Origin of the sequence: Roseomonas elaeocarpi, assembly GCF_042433915.1 — a bacterium.
Lineage (GTDB): Bacteria > Pseudomonadota > Alphaproteobacteria > Acetobacterales > Acetobacteraceae > Roseomonas > Roseomonas elaeocarpi.
Genome location: NZ_JBHLUN010000001.1, coordinates 351,990 through 368,724, shown reverse-complemented (window position 1 = coordinate 368,724; position 16,735 = coordinate 351,990). Strand labels below are relative to the sequence as shown.

12 protein-coding genes are annotated in these 16,735 nt (G+C 72.0%); 4 read left to right on the top strand and 8 right to left on the bottom strand.

What is annotated here, in order from left to right; all coding sequences use genetic code 11:
* Positions 1 to 63: 63 nt before the first annotated feature.
* The gene (locus ACFFGY_RS01420) at positions 64 to 1,329 is read right to left on the bottom strand and encodes a Gfo/Idh/MocA family oxidoreductase (protein WP_377042576.1); all 1,266 of its coding nucleotides are present in this window, start codon (positions 1,327 to 1,329) and stop codon (positions 64 to 66) included.
* Positions 1,326 to 1,940 carry a DUF1275 family protein gene (locus ACFFGY_RS01415; RefSeq protein WP_377042575.1) on the bottom strand — a complete coding sequence of 205 codons (615 nt, stop codon included), beginning with the start codon at positions 1,938 to 1,940 and terminating at the stop codon, positions 1,326 to 1,328. The genes ACFFGY_RS01420 and ACFFGY_RS01415 overlap by 4 nt, the downstream gene beginning before the upstream one ends.
* 586 nt (positions 1,941 to 2,526) lie before the next feature.
* Here ACFFGY_RS01415 and ACFFGY_RS01410 point away from each other — a divergent pair.
* Entirely contained in the window at positions 2,527 to 3,828 is a 1,302-nt protein-coding gene (locus tag ACFFGY_RS01410; protein ID WP_377042574.1) for a cytochrome P450, read from the top strand.
* Here the strand turns inward: ACFFGY_RS01410 and ACFFGY_RS01405 are convergent.
* The 6 genes from ACFFGY_RS01405 to ACFFGY_RS01380 all read right to left on the bottom strand — a co-directional run bounded on the left by ACFFGY_RS01405 (position 3,815) and on the right by ACFFGY_RS01380 (position 12,624).
* A complete protein-coding gene (locus ACFFGY_RS01405) occupies positions 3,815 to 5,728 on the bottom strand; it encodes a di-heme-cytochrome C peroxidase (RefSeq protein ID WP_377042573.1) in 1,914 nt (637 codons plus the stop codon). The genes ACFFGY_RS01410 and ACFFGY_RS01405 overlap by 14 nt on opposite strands.
* A 19-nt stretch (positions 5,729 to 5,747) precedes the next feature.
* Positions 5,748 to 7,313, bottom strand: a complete 1,566-nt coding sequence (locus ACFFGY_RS01400; protein ID WP_377042572.1) for an oleate hydratase — start codon at positions 7,311 to 7,313, stop codon at positions 5,748 to 5,750.
* Between the two features lie 374 nt (positions 7,314 to 7,687).
* The gene (locus ACFFGY_RS01395) at positions 7,688 to 8,785 is read right to left on the bottom strand and encodes an MBL fold metallo-hydrolase (protein WP_377042571.1); all 1,098 of its coding nucleotides are present in this window, start codon (positions 8,783 to 8,785) and stop codon (positions 7,688 to 7,690) included.
* 20 nt (positions 8,786 to 8,805) lie between these two features.
* On the bottom strand, positions 8,806 to 10,506 hold the full coding sequence (locus tag ACFFGY_RS01390; protein WP_377042569.1) for an ABC transporter permease: 1,701 nt from the start codon (positions 10,504 to 10,506) through the stop codon (positions 8,806 to 8,808).
* Between the two features lie 31 nt (positions 10,507 to 10,537).
* Positions 10,538 to 11,494, bottom strand: coding sequence for an ABC transporter substrate-binding protein (locus tag ACFFGY_RS01385; protein WP_377042568.1), 957 nt, complete (start codon positions 11,492 to 11,494; stop codon positions 10,538 to 10,540).
* A 23-nt stretch (positions 11,495 to 11,517) separates the two neighbouring features.
* Positions 11,518 to 12,624: an ABC transporter ATP-binding protein gene (locus ACFFGY_RS01380; RefSeq protein WP_377042567.1), complete on the bottom strand. Its 1,107-nt coding sequence runs from the start codon at positions 12,622 to 12,624 to the stop codon at positions 11,518 to 11,520.
* A gap of 676 nt (positions 12,625 to 13,300) precedes the next feature.
* Between ACFFGY_RS01380 and efeU the strand changes: the two genes are divergently transcribed.
* The 3 genes from efeU to efeB are packed head-to-tail and all read left to right on the top strand — an operon-like array spanning position 13,301 to position 16,733.
* On the top strand, positions 13,301 to 14,257 hold the full coding sequence (gene efeU / locus ACFFGY_RS01375) for an iron uptake transporter permease EfeU (RefSeq protein ID WP_377042566.1): 957 nt from the start codon (positions 13,301 to 13,303) through the stop codon (positions 14,255 to 14,257).
* An 8-nt stretch (positions 14,258 to 14,265) separates the two neighbouring features.
* A complete protein-coding gene (locus ACFFGY_RS01370) occupies positions 14,266 to 15,375 on the top strand; it encodes a cupredoxin domain-containing protein (protein ID WP_377042565.1) in 1,110 nt (369 codons plus the stop codon).
* The gene (efeB, locus tag ACFFGY_RS01365) at positions 15,372 to 16,733 is read left to right on the top strand and encodes an iron uptake transporter deferrochelatase/peroxidase subunit (RefSeq protein WP_377042564.1); all 1,362 of its coding nucleotides are present in this window, start codon (positions 15,372 to 15,374) and stop codon (positions 16,731 to 16,733) included. Before ACFFGY_RS01370 ends, efeB begins: the two co-directional genes overlap by 4 nt.
* Positions 16,734 to 16,735: the final 2 nt, after the last annotated feature.

The window sequence follows — 16,735 nt, the reverse complement described above, 5'->3', positions numbered from 1 at the left end:
CCGACCGCTTCCAGGGGTGCTCCAGTCCCCGGGCGGCCGGACAAGCTGGTCCGCCATCCTTTCTCACCCGTGCTCGGGTCCGCGAAATACGTCGCGGCCCTCCACGGGCGGGATCGCCACCGGCGTGCCCTCGCGCGCGGAGCGGTAGATCGCCTCCATCAGCACCTGGTCCTGCACGCCCTCCTCGCCCGGTGTCCGCGGCTCGTGGTCTTGCAGGATGCAGTCGGCGAAATGATCGATCTCCAGCGCGAACTGGTTCTTCGCACCCAGGCGCAGCTCCTCCACCGCTTCGTCGTCGCCCTTCCGGCGCGCGATCCGCATCCGCTGGCCGCGATAGGCGAAGGCGTTCTCCAGATCGATCCAGCCCTTCTCCAGCCGGATGCGCAGGTCCTTGCTCTCGTGCGCGCCGTAGCTGGCGGCACAGTTGGCGATGGCGCCGGACGGGAAGCGCAGCATGAACACCGTCGTCTCATCGATCTCGGCGTAACGATCGTCGCCCTGCGGGTTCACGATGCGGGCGAAGACCTCCACCGGCTCCTCGCCCAGCACCGCGCGCACGCCGTTGAGGCAGTAAAGGCCGATATCCGGCAGCGCGCCGCCGCCGGCGAGCGCCGCCTTCAGCCGCCACTGGTCGGCCGGACCCTGCACCTGCGTGTTGGTAGCCTCCAGGACGCGCGGCCGGCCGAGCTCGCCGGAGCGGACGAGGCGGACGGCCTCGCGGTTGAAGGGTTCGTACTGGCAGCGGTAGGCGATCATCAGCTTCACGCCGGCGGCGCGGCAGGCCTCCACCATCTCGCGCGCCTCGGCGGAGGTATTGGCCATCGGCTTCTCGCACAGCACGTGCTTGCCGGCCTTCGCCACCGCCAGCACGTTGTCGCGGTGCCGGCCGTTGGGCGTGACGACGTAGACGGCCTGGACTGCGGGGTTTTCCGACAGGCGCGCCACCTCGTCGTAGCCGTACACGCTGTCCGCCGCGATGCCATGCTGCGCCGCCACCGCCCGAGCCTTTTCCGGGCTACCGGAAACCAGGGCGACGGGGCGTGCTGCCTTGCACTCGGCGAAGGCGGGCAGGATCTCCTCCAACGCCAGGCGGCCGAGGCCCATGACCGCGAAGCCCACGCGCCGTTCCGGTGGCATGGGCGCGGGCGGCGGCGGTGCGGGCTTGTCGGCCTCGCCCTTCCAGTTCTCGAACACCACGGCGCCGCCTTCCACGCCGCCCCGGTCGATCGAGGATGGCGGGGGCGCGGCGGCAGGCGCCGCGGCGGGCAAGGCAGGCCCCTCGGGCGTACCGGGGCCGGTGGGACGAATCGGGTAAGAATCTTGGGTCATGCGGGTTCCTTCGCGAAGGTGGGAGCAGGTCGCGGCCACAGCAGCACGGCCACGGCGGCCAGGGTCGCCGCGCCGGCCGGTACCGCCAGCGCGGCGGGGCCGAGCGCGGCATTGCAGGCAGCGCCAGCCGCGGCGCCGCCAAGCAGGGCGAGCCAGCGCAGGAGGTTCTTGCCCGCCTCCACGGCCTGGCCAGCGGCCAGGTCGCGGGCCAGGCGCACCAGCGCACCGGTCACGAAGGTCACGCCCGGATCCTTCCGCAGCGCCTGGTTCACCGCGCCCATGGCCGCTGCCGTGGCGAGAATGGTGGGGAGGGGCCACGCCCCGTTGGCCAGGAACAGCCCCAGGAAAAGAAGCAGCCCGGCGAGCAGCAGGGGCGGCAGCGCATGGCGCCTCGCCCGCCCGCCAAGCCAGGCCGCCAGGGTGCTGGCGGCGAGAAAACTCGTGACCAGGGCCGCCAGCGGCCAGGCATCAAGCCAGCGCTCACCGGCCAGGGTCGTCGCGAGCTTCGTGGTGTCGCCCGTGACGTAGACCGGCAGAAGCGCCCCTCCGCGAGCAACAACCAGCGCGTCCACGCAGCCTGCCAGGGCGGTGAGGGCCCAGGCCGCCAGCACGGGCGGCGTTTCGTCAGCTCCCCCGGTGGTTCCCGCTGATCGGCTGGCTGGCACGTCGTGCTCCTCGCACATCTCCGCGGTCGGCCTCGCGGCCGCGGCTGCTCCCGGCCCGGCAGGATGCCCGGGCAGTCGCGGAGCAAACGGCGCGGTGGCCCTGGCGGATGGCTGACGGTCGGGAAACAAAGCGTATCGGTCTGCCCGAGACCGGTCCCGGAACCCTCTTCAGGCGGGAGGGCACGGCTTAACGTGCCCTCCCTGCCCTGGGGCCCAACCGCGCCATCGCCCGAAAACTCCAGAAAACAGCCCCGTATGTCGAAGCCAGCCGGCGCGAGCGGCGGCCGGTCGATGGCGCAGCGCGATGCACAGCACCGCTGCGCTGGGCAGAGGCCAGATGACCTTCGTGAGGTGTGGAGGCCCCCCGCTCCCCAGCCGTGGCGCAACGTGCCGAGGCCCATCCGGTCGCCCCGTCACGACGCGGCCTCTCCACACCGCCACGCCATCACCTGCGCACGGCAGCCCGGATCATTTAGTTACGCAACAGATACGATGTTGTACGCTCACGCCCGGGAGCAAGCGAGGTCGTGCCATGCCCATAACGGAGACAGTTCCGGCCACCACCGCCACGCACGGGACCGCAGGGCCACTTCTGGCCGCGTTCGACGCGATCGCCGACAAGGGCGGTGATCCGAAGGAGATCGCGGGCCGCCAGTTCCGGTACATCCTGGATCAGATCCGCGGCAACGCGCTGCCCTTCTTCGGGGAACTTCGCGAGGACCGGCCCATCCTCGTGAGTCCGGCGGCCACGCTCGTGTCGCGGTTCCGCGACGTGGAGGAGATCCTGCATCGCGAAACGATCTTCTCCGTCAGCCCGTACCTGCCACGGATGATGGGCGTCATCGGTCCCTTCGTCCTCAGCCAGGACGTCACGCCGCGCTACGACCACGACATCTCGATCATGCGCCTCGTCGTGCAGCGGGAGGACCTGTCGCGCGTGAAGCAACTCGTTTCGCACCGCGCCGCCAGGATCGTGGAAACCCTGGCGCGAGGCCACGGCCCGTTCGAGATCGTCCAGACGCTCACCCGCAAGGTCCCGGTGCGCCTGGCCGCCGAATACTTCGGCTTCGCCGCGTCGGACGACGCGCAGATGATGGAATGGGCACGCGCCGGCTTCCGCGAGTTCTTCATCAACCTGCGGGATGCGCCCGAGATGCGTGCTCCCGCGGTGGCGGCGGGTACGGAGATGCGCGCCCGGCTCGACGCCCTGCTGGCGGAGCGCATCGCCGGACGCGGGGAGCACAAGGACGACGTCATGGACCGGCTGCTGCGCCTGCGGGCCGCGGGCGTCGTCGATGACGAACTGATCCGCCGCACGCTCGCCGGGCTGGTGATCGGCATGATCGAGACGACCTCGCAGGCCGCGGTGCAGGCGCTGCTGGTGCTGTTCTCCATGCCCGACGCCCTGGCCAGGGCCGCCGCCGCAGCCCGCGCGGACGACGATGCCGCCCTGTCGGACCTCGTGTTCGAGGCCCTCCGCTTCCGTCCCATCAATCCCATGGTCGTGCGGGTGGCCAGGGAGGACTACCTTCTCGCGGCGGGCGAGCCCCATGCGACCCTGATCTCCAAGGGCTCGACGGTCTTCGCCCTGACCTGGTCGGCCATGTTCGACCCGCGCGTGCTGGAGCAGCCGGAAGAGTTCCGGCCCGGCCGGCCCGGTCACCACGTCCTGCACTTCGCCACCGGGCTGCACAGTTGCTACGGCCGTTACATCAGCCAGATCCAGATCCCGCAGATCCTCAAGCCCCTGCTCAGGCTGCCGGGCCTGCACCCGGCCGGCGCGCCGGAATACGACGGCACCTTCCCGCAGAAGCTTCTCGTCAGTACGTCTTGAGGAACTCCAGCAACGCCATGCGGTCGGGCTCCGACAGGTCGGTGCCCCACAGGTGGCCACCATTGCCGTCGCCCGTCCGCGTGGTGTCGACGAGGCAGTCCTGCTGGCCGCAGGAGGTCTCGACGACGAAGCCCAGCCTGACCGGGTCATACTGGCGCGTGCCGAGCGCGAAGATCTTGGGCCGGCGCTCGGGCGGCAGCAGCAGGTCGTACAGCGTCGGCACCGATCCGTTGTGCAGGAACGGCGCCGCCGCCCAGATCCCGTAGATCGGCCGCGCCGCGTAGGGGCCGTAGGGCGCCTTGGTATCGAGCAGCGTGTCGCGCCAGACAACGGTTTCCCGCCGGTCGAGATCCTCCATCACGCGCCGCTGCGCCGCGTCGATGCCGGCCGCCGCGTAGGCCTTCTGCTTGATCCCGTCCACGGCGGCCTGCACGGTTCGGGCAAAGGAAGCGCCCTGGAACGCGGTGCCCGCCGTCACGCCGGCGCAATCCCGCAGCAGCCGCGATTCATCGGCGCTGTAGGAACGTGGCGGGATCGAAAGCGCACCGGTGTCGGGCACCGGGCAGGAAATCCGCAGCGCGGCGACAGGGTCGGTGCCGACCTCCTCCGGATGCATGCCGCGCAACCGTATCAGCCCGGCCGGCGTGCGCTGATCGCTGCCGTACTCGTGGCATCCGGCGCAGCTCCTGCGGAAGATCGCCCCGCCGGTCGCGGCCAGCTCAGGCCTGATCGCGCCGAAGGCCGCCTCCGGCCAGCGGGGCGGGTCGATGTAGTAGGCCAGCCATTCGAGCGCGTGCATGTTCGCCATCGGGATGGAACTGTCGAACAGCGAGTTGGTCCGCCCGGGATCGAGCACGACGCTCGCACCCGCCCCCAGCGTTTCGGTGAAGTTGCGCTCCATCACCGTGTTGGTGTCGATGGTCCACTCGACCCAGTCGTAATCCTTGAAGCCCCAGACGGCGGGGAAGCGCCCGGGCTGGTCGCGGTACGCCTCCACCGGCTCCGGCGGCGCGGCCTTGCGCGACCAGAGCGGCGGGAACTTCACCGCCGCGTCGAGCCTGACCAGGTTCGCGCGGTTGACCTCGAAATTCCCGCCCGCATCGGCCTTGCGCAGCCGCGTGAACAGGAAGTTCCGGGTGCCGTCAAACGCGTCGAGGCGACCGAAGCCGGAGGTCGGGTGCTCCGCGTCGCGCTGCTCCTTCGCGACGCGGATCACGTCGATCAGTTCGAGCCGCGCATCGAGCCTGTCGCGATGCAGCAGAACATTGGCGCCGTAGTAGACCAGGGTCGCAGGGCGGATGAAGGGAGCCCCGATCCCGTAGCGCGCCCAGTCCTGCCGCCCCAGGCGCTTCAGCGCGTTCCAGAGCTTGCCGCGGTCGCTGGTGGTCGCGAGCATCGCGTCGACGGCCTGCGAGTAGAAGAGCTGCAGGTTGAACATGTTGGGCGCGCCGTCGACCCGCACGGTTCTGCCGTTGTGGCGCAGCTCGCCCACGTGGCACGCCGCGCAGTTGACGCCCACGAAATCCATGCCGAAGGTGAAGGGGTTCGTCGCGACCGTCAGGCCGACCGGCAGCCCGTCGTCGCGGCCAGGGTCGGGCAGCAGGCCGAAGCGCGAAAGGTTCTCGACGAAGGGCTTGCTCGAGCCGGGATCGGCAACGTCGACCGCGGTCAGCAGGATCCAGGGCAGGATCTCCGAGCCCTGCGAGACGTGGTAATAGGATTGCCGCTGCTGCGGCGACAGACCGTTGCGGTAGTCGGCGATGACCGCCGGGTCGGCGCGGTCGAACGTCACCGCCATGCCGCGGTCGAGCGCGCCGCTCACGACCGGGATCGCGTAGAGCACGGCTGCGAGCAGGTAGACGCCCAGGACCGCAGCGAGCAGAAGCCGGACGAAACGCACGGCATTGTCCTCCCCGGATTTACTCCGCGACGAACGCCCTCAAGGCGCCGAGCAGCGCCTTCGGATCGTGCCGGCCCTGGTAAACGGGCGGCGGCGCGGGACCGCGCCGCAGCAGGGTATGGATCGCCTCCCAGGCGGTGCGGGCCGAATATTCGATGGTGAAGGCCACGTCCTGCTCGACTTCGACGTACTGGCCGATCAGGCCGAGATTGGTGGACCCTTCCGGAACCGGAGGGGGACGATCGGTGCGCCGGCGCGGCATCCAGATGTTGTTGACGTAGGGCATGTCGCAGGGAATGCAGATCGAGGACGCCATGATCGCGTCCAGTTGTCCGTCGAAGCGCAGCTGCCGCAACACCTCCTCGAGGATCTCCGCCCCGGTGCACTCGTCCATGCGCTTGCGCACGAAATCGCCGCTCCGCTCGGGATACAACCCGTAGCCCCACCAGACCTTCGTGCCGTCCGGCTGCCCGATGACCTCCGGCTGGTGAAAGATCGAGAGCGACACCACCCAGCCCGAATCCTTCAGCGTCACCAGCCCGCCCCGCCCGGGCTCGCTGCCCGTGATCGCGGTCATCCGGTCGATGAACTCGTCCCCCGTGGTGGTGACCGTGAAGGTGACCCAGCGCGAGTCCGGCAGCACCGCGTCGCTGAAGAACACCTCGGGGTCGCCGAAGCCCGGGCGGCTCCGTGCCAGGCGCTGCCACAGCGACCAGGAGGAACGGCCGTCCCGCTTCGGCGGCGGCTCGGTCATCGATCCGGCCGAAAGGCCCGCCGCCTGTGAGCCGGTTGTCAGCAGCACGATGTCCTCCGGCCCGAGCGTGACCGTGCTCACCGCCCCGCCGCGCTCGATCTCCAGCCGCTCAACCGTGATGCGATCGCGCACCGGAGCAAGGCCGATGTCGCGAACCGAGGTGCCCGTCTGGAACGTCACGTCGCGCTTGCGCAGCCAGGCGGCCAAGGGCTCGATAAAGGCCTGGAACTGGCAGATCGGCGTCCGCAGGATGTGCTGCATGTCCGACAGGTCGGGAAACAGGTTCAGGGCGCGGTTGATGTAGCGCCGGAACTCGGCCGCGCCGTGCTGCGGCAGCGATCCCATGATGGTCGACCACAGCAGCCAGAACTCGGTCCGGAAGAAGTCGTCGGGAAAGAACTCCTCGATCCGGCGCCCGTCCAGAAGGGCTTCCGGCATCAGCGAGAGCTTCACGAGATCGATCCCGTGGCGCAGGCTCAGCCCGTAGCGCGGCGAGTGCAGGATCCGGCCCTCGCGGTCGATGATGTGTGCCCAGTCATGGAACGGATGCTGGGCATTGAAGGTGAAGAACTCGTCCCGGACCGACACTGCGGGATCGCGGGTCGATGGCACGTCCGCCAGCAGGCCGAAGGTGCAGCGGAACTCGCTGTCGAAGACGGAGCCTGGAAGATTGTAGCCGCTCTGTGCGTCGCCCCCCAGGAAGAAGCCGCCGCCGAGCCGCGCCTCCGCCTCGTAGATCGTGATGTCCGGGCCGGGCACGCCTGCGTTCCGGATCAGGTAGGCGGCCGCGGCCAGTCCGCCGAACCCACCGCCGACGATATGCGCCCTCATCGCCCTTCCCTCCGGTTGCCGGGTGCGCCATCCAATAGTTACTATATCGGAACTTTTTTTGATCGCCACGAGCTTCCGTCACGGCTGGCCCTGATCAACCTGGCGGCCTCTCATCGGCCAGCGGGCAGCGCTTCGGTCCCGCAGATCGTTTGATCTGGCATCACGGCCGCGGATGCCTTTCAAGCGGAGCCAACTGGCGATCAGGTCGGCAGCCAAGGCGCAGGCCACAGCCCGAGCCCGCGCGCAGGACGGCGTGCCGCGCACCAGATCGGTCAGCCGTCAGATGTCCCGGCCCCGCGTACCGGGTCGGTGCCGTCCGTGGCTGCGCTGGGGCTGCCTTGGGGCTGCCCTGGGGCTGCCCGCTAGGCGCCGGTTCAGATCGCGGTGCGCCGATCCCAGCGCAGCACCCCGCCCAGCGCCTCGCCGAGCGCCGTGCAGCTCTCCGGCTTTACGAAGGCGGGCACGATGGCGCGCGCCCCGGTGTCGCGCGCCAGCGCCAGCGTGTCGCGCCGGCGCGGATGCACGTTCCAGCCGAGCCAGCGCGCCGCGCCCGCCTCCAGCAGCCGCGCCGCCGGGGTGCCGCGCGGCACGTGGCCGGTGAACACGAAGCGGAAGCCTTCCGCCTCGCGCGCCAGCAGCGCGGCGGCCGTGCCGCTCGCCGCGTTGGCCGTCGTCGCGATCACCACGTCCGTCGGCGCCATCGCCCCCTCGCCCAGCCCTTCCCGCCGCAGCGTGCCGAGCGCTTCCCGCGCCGGCGCGTCGATCAGGCCGGTGGTGTCGGCGGCCAGCATCTCCACCTCCGCCAGCAGCACGGGGCAGAGCTTGGGCCGGAAGCCCAGCCGTGCCAGGCGCAACGCCAGTTCCGGCCCGCGCCCGGCCGCCGGCACGGGCAGCACGGCGCCCGCCGCGACCTCCTGCGCGATGATCCCGGCCTGCTCGTCTAGCCCGGTGTCGCGGTCGCCGTAGGAGGCATCGGTCACCACCAGCGCGGCCGCCGGCGGCGAGTCGTAGGGAAACACGATCGACTCCGGCGTCCAGTCGCCGGTGTAGAGCACGCCCTCGCCTAGTCCGACATGGATCCAGACCCCGCCCGGCGCGTGGCCGTCGCGGCCGGTGCGCAGCGGCAGCCCGAGCAGCTCGGCCTCGCCGCGCAGCGGCAGGAGGTGGCGGTCGCCCTCGGGCACCGCGTCGCCCCGGATCTGCGCCCAGGTCGCCGCGGTGGCATAGACCGGCGGGTTGCCCAGCCGCGGCCGGAGGTCCAGCGCCCCGGCATGGTCGCCGTGGGCGTGCGACAGCACGATCGCGTCCACCGGCCCGACCCCGGTGATGTCGGGCCGCCCGCCCGGCTCCGGCCCCTCGCCCAGGTCGAACAGGATGCGCACCCCGCCGGCTTCCAGCAGAAAGGCGGCGGGCTGCTTGCCGCCCAAGCCGCTGACGGCGGTCAGGATGGCGGTGTGGGTCTCGTCGGGCATCGTCGTCTCCGGGCAGGTCGTCACGGCTGTTCGGCGCGGCGCAGCACGGCCAGCACCGTCAGCGGCAGCAGCGTGGTCACGGCCAGCGCCACGAAGGCCATGGCCATGCCGACGCCGACCGAGCCCTGCTCGAACTGCCGCCAGATAAAGCCCGCCACCGTCAGCATCCCGACCGGCGCCACCAGCAGCGAGGCGACCAGTTCCCGCGCCGCCACGGCGAAGACCAGCAGCATGGCGGCCACCAGGCTCGGCGCCATCAGCGGCACCAGCACGCGCAGCATCACGCGCCAGGGCGTGGCGCCGCTGACCCGCGCCGCGGCTTCCAGGTTCGGGCCGATCTGGCGCAGCGCCGCCTGGGCGTAGCGCAGCGGATAAGGCAGCAGGATGCAGCCATAGGCCAGGATCAGGATCAGCGGCGTGTTGTAGGGCGTGATCGGCAGTGCCGGCTGGTTCCAGGCCAGGATCAGCCCCACCGCCACCACGATGCCCGGCAGGGCGTTGGGCAGCATGGCCAGCGCGTCCAGCGCCGCGCGCCCGCGCATCTGCCCGCGCACCATCAGCACGGCCGCCGCGGTGCCCAGCACCCCCGTCAGCAACGCCGCCGCCAGCCCGAGCAGGAGGCTGTTCAGCAGCGCCTGCCAGGCGTCCGACCCTTCGCCCAGGATCGCCGCGAAGTTCTGCAAACCCAGGTTGTTGAGCGCCAGCCCACCCGAAACCCGCCGCGCCAGCGCCGCCGCCAGGATCGCCGCGATCGGCAGCAGCGTGGCGAGGATGGCCGCCACGGTGAAGCCGCCGAGCACCGGCACGGCCCAGCGGCCGAGCGGGCGCTTGTTCAGCGGCTGCGGCTTGCCGGCGGTGGTCTCGAAGGAGCGGCGGGCCAAGAGGCGCCATTGCAGCGCGAAGGCCGCCACCGACAGCAGCACCAGGATCAGCGACAGCGTCGCCGCCCCCGGCAGGTCGATCGGCCAGTCCGACACGCGGTGGTCGATGGCTGTCACCAGCACCTCGAAGCCGAAGGAGCGGCCGAGCGCGGCGGGGGTGCCGTATTCCTCCACCGCCATGGCGAAGACCAGCAGCAGGCTCGCCGCCAGCCCCGGCCAAGCCAGCGGCAGGGTGACGCGGCCGAAGGCGCGCCAGGGCGAGGCGCCGAAGACCCGCGCCACGTCGGCCAGCCGCCCGCCCACCGCTTCCAGCGTGCGCGACACCGCGAAGTACACCACGGGAAAGGCGTGCAGCGCGATCACCACGGCGATGCCCGGCATGGAAAACAGGAAGCCCGCCAGGTTGAAGCCCACGAGCTGCTGGAGGTAGCCGCGCGGCTGCAAGGCGGCGATCCAGCCCAGCGTCGCGATATAGGGCGGCAGCATGAAGGGCAGCAGGAACAACAGGTCCCAGAGCGGCGCCAGGGGGATGCGGAACAGTGCCCGGCAGGCGCCCAGCGGCAGGGCGATCACCGCCGAGAGCGCCACCACCGACAGCCCCAGCGCCAGCGTGTTGCCCAGCAACCCGGGCAGCCGCGGATCGGCCAGCGCCGGCCCCAGCGCGCTGAACGGCGCCGCCAGCGAACCCGCGCCCAGGCGGGGAAACACCGCCTGCAACACCACGAAGAGCACGGGCAGCGCCACCAGCACCAGCAGCGCCGCGACGGTCAGCGGCGCCAACGGCGAGGCGCGCCCCATGCCGCCCGCGCGCATCCCGCGCGCCATGCCGGCAGCGCGCATGCTGCGAAACGCGCTGCCGGCGCGCACCCGGTCAGTGCCCGTTGGCGCGATTGAAGGCGGCGAGGATCTCGTCGCGCTTCGGATACACCACGCTGGCATCCACCGGCAGCACGTTGAGGTCGCGCATCAGCGGCCGGTCGGCGGTGATGTCGGAGCGCGCCGGCATCAGCATGGCGGCGGCCACCGCGGCCTGGCCCTTGTCCGACAGCACGTAGTCGATGAAGCGCTTCGCCTCGTCCGGGTGGCGCGACCACTTCATGATCATCATCGGCCGCGGCGCGACCACCGTGCCGGATGCCGGAAAGATCACCTCGATGGACTCGCCGTTCCGGCGCCCGTCGAGCGAGATGTAGTCCACCGCCCCGAACACCGCCGCCTTGGCGCCCTGCAGCACCGGGTTCAGCGCCTGCGCGTTGGCGCCGGACACCACCGCGCCGTTCCCGTGCAGCTTCTCGAACAGCTCCATGCCCAGCTTGTTCTGCAGCGCCGCCACCAGCTCGAAGGAGGCGCCGGACTGCGACGGGTCGGGGATGGTGACGAGGCCCCGGTATTCCGGCTTCGTCAGGTCGGCCCATTCCGCCGGGCGCGGCGTCTTGCTTTCCGGGTTCCAGGCGATCGCCAGGGCGGAGACGCCCTGCGCCACGGCGGTCTCGGTTTTCAGGCTGGCGGGCACGCTGGCGGCGTTGGGGCTGGCATAGGGCAGCAGCCAGCCGCGCCGGGTGAAGTCCGTCGCCGTGTCCCAGGAAGCGGAGATGAGCACGTCCACCGCCGGGTTCGCCGCCTCGGCCTCGATGCGCGCCATCACCTGCCCGGTGGTGCCCTGGAAGACATTGGCCTTCACGCCCGTTTCGGCCGTGAAGCCGGCGGCGAGCTGCTTGATCAGCCCGGCGGGACCGGCGGTGTAGACGGTGACGTCGGCCCGCGCCGCGACGGGCGCGACGAGGGCGGCCAGCGCCAGGAAGCCGGCAACCGTAGCCTGTTTCAGCATGCTCTGTGTTTCCTTCACCAAGATCATGGGGGCGACGCGAACCAGCACAGCTCTTCCGTCGCGACGGCGATCCCTACCGTTTCGCCGGGCGCAGCCCGCCGGGCACTGTCCAGGCGCAGATCGAGCGGCGGCGCGCCGGGAAGCTGCACCGTCACCGCGTGCCGGTCGCCCGCGAAGAGCGAGCCCGTCACCATTCCGCGCAGCGCCGCTTCGCCCAGGGGCACCAGCCGCAGCGCCCGGCGCGGGATCAGCACCTGTTGCGGCGCATCCGGCGCCGGCCCGGTTCCCCGCGGCAGGATCGGCGCCTCGCCGCCGGGCAGCCACCAGCCATCCGCGCGCGGCGTCACGGTGGCCAGCGTGCCCAGGCGCAGGAACTCCGCCACCGCCGGCGTGGCCGGCCGCCCCACCAGCGCTTCCGGCGCGTCGAGCTGGGCGATGCGTCCGCCCCCCATCACCGCGACACTGTCGGCGAGCGCGAAAGCCTCGGCCTGGTCGTGCGTGACGTAGAGCGCCGACAGGCCCAGCCCAGCCACGAGCTGCGCGATCTCGCCCACCAGGCTTTCGCGCAACTCGCGGTCGAGGTTGGAAAGCGGCTCGTCGAACAGCACCAGCCGCGGCTCGGCGACGATGGCGCGGGCGATGGCCACGCGCTGCTGCTGACCGCCCGAGAGTTCCCCCGGCTTGCGGCGCGCGAAGCCGTCCAGCCCCACGCGCGCCAGCGCCGCGGTGACGCGACGCTCTCGCTCGGCCCGCGCCATGCCGCGCATCTCCAGCGGAAAGCCGACATTGCCGCCGACGCTCAGATGCGGCCAGAGCGCGTAGTCCTGGAACACCATGCCGAGGCCGCGCCCTTCCGGCGGCACGAAGGCCCCTTCCGCCTCCGCCACCACCCGCCCGTCGATCAGCAGCGCGCCGCCGGTGGGTCGCAGCAGCCCGGCCACCAGCCGCAGCAGCGTGGTCTTGCCGCAGCCCGACGGCCCGAGCAGCGCCAGCACGCGGCCGGGCTGCAGCGCGAAGCCGATGTCCCGCAGCACGGGCTTGTCGCCGTAGCTCTGTTGCAGCCCGCGCGCTTCCAGGATCGGCGACGCCGCCGTCGCGGCGAGGTGGCCGCGCCCTTCCACCGCGTTCATCGAAGCCGCGCGCGGATGAAGGACGGCGCGAACGGCCACCGGAACAGCGTGGAGGCCGGCAGCAGCGCCACGGCGTCGCCGAAGCGCTTGCACACGGCCCCCAGCCGTATGGCGTCCCAAAAACCTGCAGCGGCTGTCATCGGCGCGGCAGGTAACGGCTTCGTGCGTCGCTCAGATGACGGTTATGTTTCACTTCCGTGAAGGGGACGTGACCCGTCTCTCGTCATGACCTCCACTTCGACGGCGCAGATGGTTGCGCCATCGGGTAGCGCCTCCAACCAAGCCTTGAGGCTGATGACGCCGTTGCCCCCAGCCCGCTTCTTCACCACCACGGACTGACCACCCGGCACGGCGCTGACCGCGGCCTCACCGAGGCCAACTGTTGGCCAAGCCTGTCACCGCGGCGCGCCTGCCACCCCGCCGTGCCGCCCTCTCCAGCCTGGGTGGCGGTGCCGCGCTCCTCCAGGTCGCCATAGCGGCGCTGCTGACCTGCTACGCAATCCCGGCCACCTACAACGAAAACCGCAAGGCTGCCGGCCGCAAAAACCTGTTGCCCGGCGCGGCCGCAGGCACAACCCTCTTGCGAAAGAGAAGCATTCTTGGGAAAGGCCGGCCCGGTGCGGCCACCAGCCCTTTCTCGGCCGCCATCTCACATTCTCAGCAACGGACCGCTCCCATGCTGGCTGCCTTCCTGATCATGCTGCGAGAAGGCCTGGAAGCCGCGCTGGTGGTGGGCATCATCGCCGGCATCCTGCGACGCACCGGGCGGGCCGCCTGGCTGCCGCTGGTGGGGATCGGGGTGGCGGCGGCGGTGCTGGTGTCGCTGGGGGCGGGCTTCCTGCTCGACCTTCTCAGCGCCGAGTTCCCGCAGCGCCTGCAGGAACTCTTCGAGGCCGGCGTGGGGCTGGTGGCCGTGGCGATGCTCACCGCCATGGTGTTCTGGATGCGCCGGGCGGCCGGCTCCATCCGTGCCGAGCTGGGCCGGCGCGTGGAAGCCGCCTTCCTGGCGGGTGGCGGCGACGGGTCGGGCAACGGCCGCGAGGCGGCACTGGTGGGACTGGTGTTCCTGGCGGTGCTGCGCGAAGGGCTGGAAGCCGTGTTCTTCCTGTTGGCGGTGTTCGGCCAGGCCACCGGATCGCCGGACGGCGCCCCAGGCCTGTCCTACGGGGCGCCGCTCGGCGCGGTGGCCGGGCTGCTCGCGGCCGCGGCGGCGGGCTGGGCGATCTCCTGGGGCGGCGTTCGGCTCGACCTCAGGCGCTTCTTCCGCTGGACCGGGCTGCTGATCCTGCTGGTCGCGGCCGGGTTGCTGGCGGGCTCGGTGCGCGCCCTGCACGAGGCCGGGCTGTGGAACCACCTCCAGGCGCCGCTCTTCGATCTCAGTGGTATCCTGCCCGTGGACGGCATCCCCGGCACGGTGCTCTCTGGCCTGCTCGGCTACCAGGAACGGCCAGCCGTCGGCGAGGCGCTGGCCTGGGCGCTCTTTCTCCTCGCGACGCTGCCCGTCTTCCTGTCCGGGCGGGCCGCGCGCCCCGGCGCCGCGCCATCCCCTTCCGCCACGCTCCGCCCGGCAGCGGCCCATCCCGGCCCCTCACGTCCCGGCACCCCAGCGACCGCGCCGCGGGCGGGGCGCTGAGGCCCGCCGTGTCGCTGCGACGCGCGATCCGCCTCGGTCTGGGCGGCACCGTGATGCTGGCGCTGGGCGTGGGCGTGCTCGGCTATTACGCCGTCCAGCACCGCCGCACCGCTTCCGCCCCGGCGGCCGAGGGCGTGACCGTGACGGTGGGGGCGCAGCGCTGCGATCCCGACCGCCTCGCGGTCGAGGCCGGCTGGAACAGCTTCACCATCCGCAACAACAGCGCGCGGGTGATGGAATGGGAAATCCTGGACGGCGTGATGGTGGTGGAGGAGCGCGAGAACATCGCCCCCGGCATGACCCAGCGCCTGCGCGCGAAGCTGGCGCCGGGGCGCTACAGCATCACCTGCGGGCTGCTGAGCAACCCGCGGGGCGAGCTGGTGGTGCGCCCCGCCGCCGGCGGCGGTGACGCGCCGCGCGGCGCCGATCCGGTGGCGCTGATCGGCCCCAGGGCGGAATACAAGGTTTCCCTGATCCTGGGCTCCGATGATCTGGTTGAGGCCGCGGGCGCGCTGCGTGACGCCGCCGTGGCGGGCGATGCGGCAGCGGCCACCGCGGCGCTGCGGGAGGCACGCACCGCCTACGGCCGCATGGCGCCGGTGCTGCGGGTGGTGTTCAGCGACCTCGACGCCCGCATCGACGGCCGCGCTGCGCTCTACCCGGCGGGCGCATCGGACCCGGGCTTCACCGGCCTGCGCCACCTGGCGCTCTTGCTGGGCGGGGAAGCGGACGGCGCGGCGCTGCGGCCCCTCGCCGACGCGCTGGTGGCGGATGCGGCGGCGCTCCAGGCGCGGCTGGAAGGCATCACCGTGCCGCCGGAGCGCATGGTCTCCGCCAGCCAGCGCTGGCTGCGCGACATGAGTGACCGCCTCGCCCCCGACGCGCCGCCCGGCGTGGAACGGCCCGACCCGGTGGAACTCGCCGCCGGGCTCGAGGGTGTCGGCAAGGTCGAGGCGCTGCTGCGGCCGCTGGCGCCGGCCACGCGCCCCGCCGATACCGCGCCCGCTTCCCCGGCCGGCGCCACCGGCCCGGACGAGGCGGCGCAGGGGCTGGTGACCCGCGCAGCGGCGCTGCAAGCCCTGGGCGCCGCCCTGGGATTCGAGGAGAACGCGCCGTGAGCCGGGCCGGAGACCCGACAAAGGGCCGCTGCCCTTTCCACGCCGCCATGGCGGGGGCGGACGGGGGTCGCACGCCCGGTCCCGGCGTTCAGGCACTCAGGGCCGGGCGGCGCGGGGTGCTGCTGGGCCTGGCGGGGTTCGGGGCCGCGGCCGGGCGCGCCGGCGCCGAGCCCGCGCCGCTGATGCAGGAACCCCCGGGCCGCGACGCCGGGGCCGCCGGTCAGGCCATCGCCTTTCACGGCGCGCACCAGCCCGGCATCCTGAACCCGCCGCCCGCCGCAGCGCTCGTGGCCGCCTTCGACGTGCTGGCGCCCGACCGCGCGGCGCTGGAAGGGCTGTTCCGCACGCTCACCGCGCGCATCCGCTTCCTGATGGCCGGCGGCACCCCGCCCGAGGAAGACCCACGCTTCCCGCCGGTGGATTCCGGCATCCTCGGCCCGCGGGTGGTGCCCGACGCGCTGACCCTGACCGTGGCGGTGGGCGCCTCGCTGTTTGACGGGCGCTACGGCTTGGCGGAACGCCGGCCGCGCCGGCTGCAGACCATGGCACGCTTTCCCAACGACGCGCTGGAACGCGACCGCTGCCACGGCGACCTGCTGCTCCAGATCTGCGCCAACACGCCGCAGGCCGTGCTGCACGCCCTGCGCGACGTGGTGAAGAACACCCCCGCCACCCTGCGGCTGCGCTGGATGCAGGACGGTTTCCTGCCCGAAGCCAAAACGCCGGAACATGCGCCGGGGCAGGCGCGCGAAACCCCGCGCAACCTCCTGGGCTTCCGCGACGGCACCGCCAACCCCGACCCCACCGACGCGGCGGAGATGGCGCGCATCGTCTGGATCCGGCCAGGGGACGAAGAAGGCGACGAGCCCGCCTGGACGGCCGGCGGCACCTATCAGGTGGTGCGCCTGATCCGGAACTTCGTGGAGCGCTGGGACCGCACCCCGCTGGGCGAGCAGGAAGCCATCATCGGCCGCCACAAGAACACCGGCGCGCCCCTGGGCCTCGCCGACGAGCACGCGCTGCCGGACTATGCCGACGACCCGGAGGGGCAGCGCACCCGCCTCGACGCGCATATCCGCCTGGCCAACCCGCGCGACGCGGCCGCGGCCAGCAGCCTGATCCTGCGCCGGCCCTTCAACTACGCCCGCGGCGTCACGCGCGCGGGGCAACTCGACATGGGGCTGCTGTTCATCTGCTTCCAGCGCGACCTGGAGGCCGGCTTCATCACCGTGCAGCGCCGCCTCGATGGCGAGCCGCTTGAAGAATACATCAAGCCCACCGGCGGCGGTTACTTCTTCGCGCTGCCGGGCGTGACGGGGCCCGACGATTTCCTGGCGCGCGCGCTGCTGGCCGGGTGAAC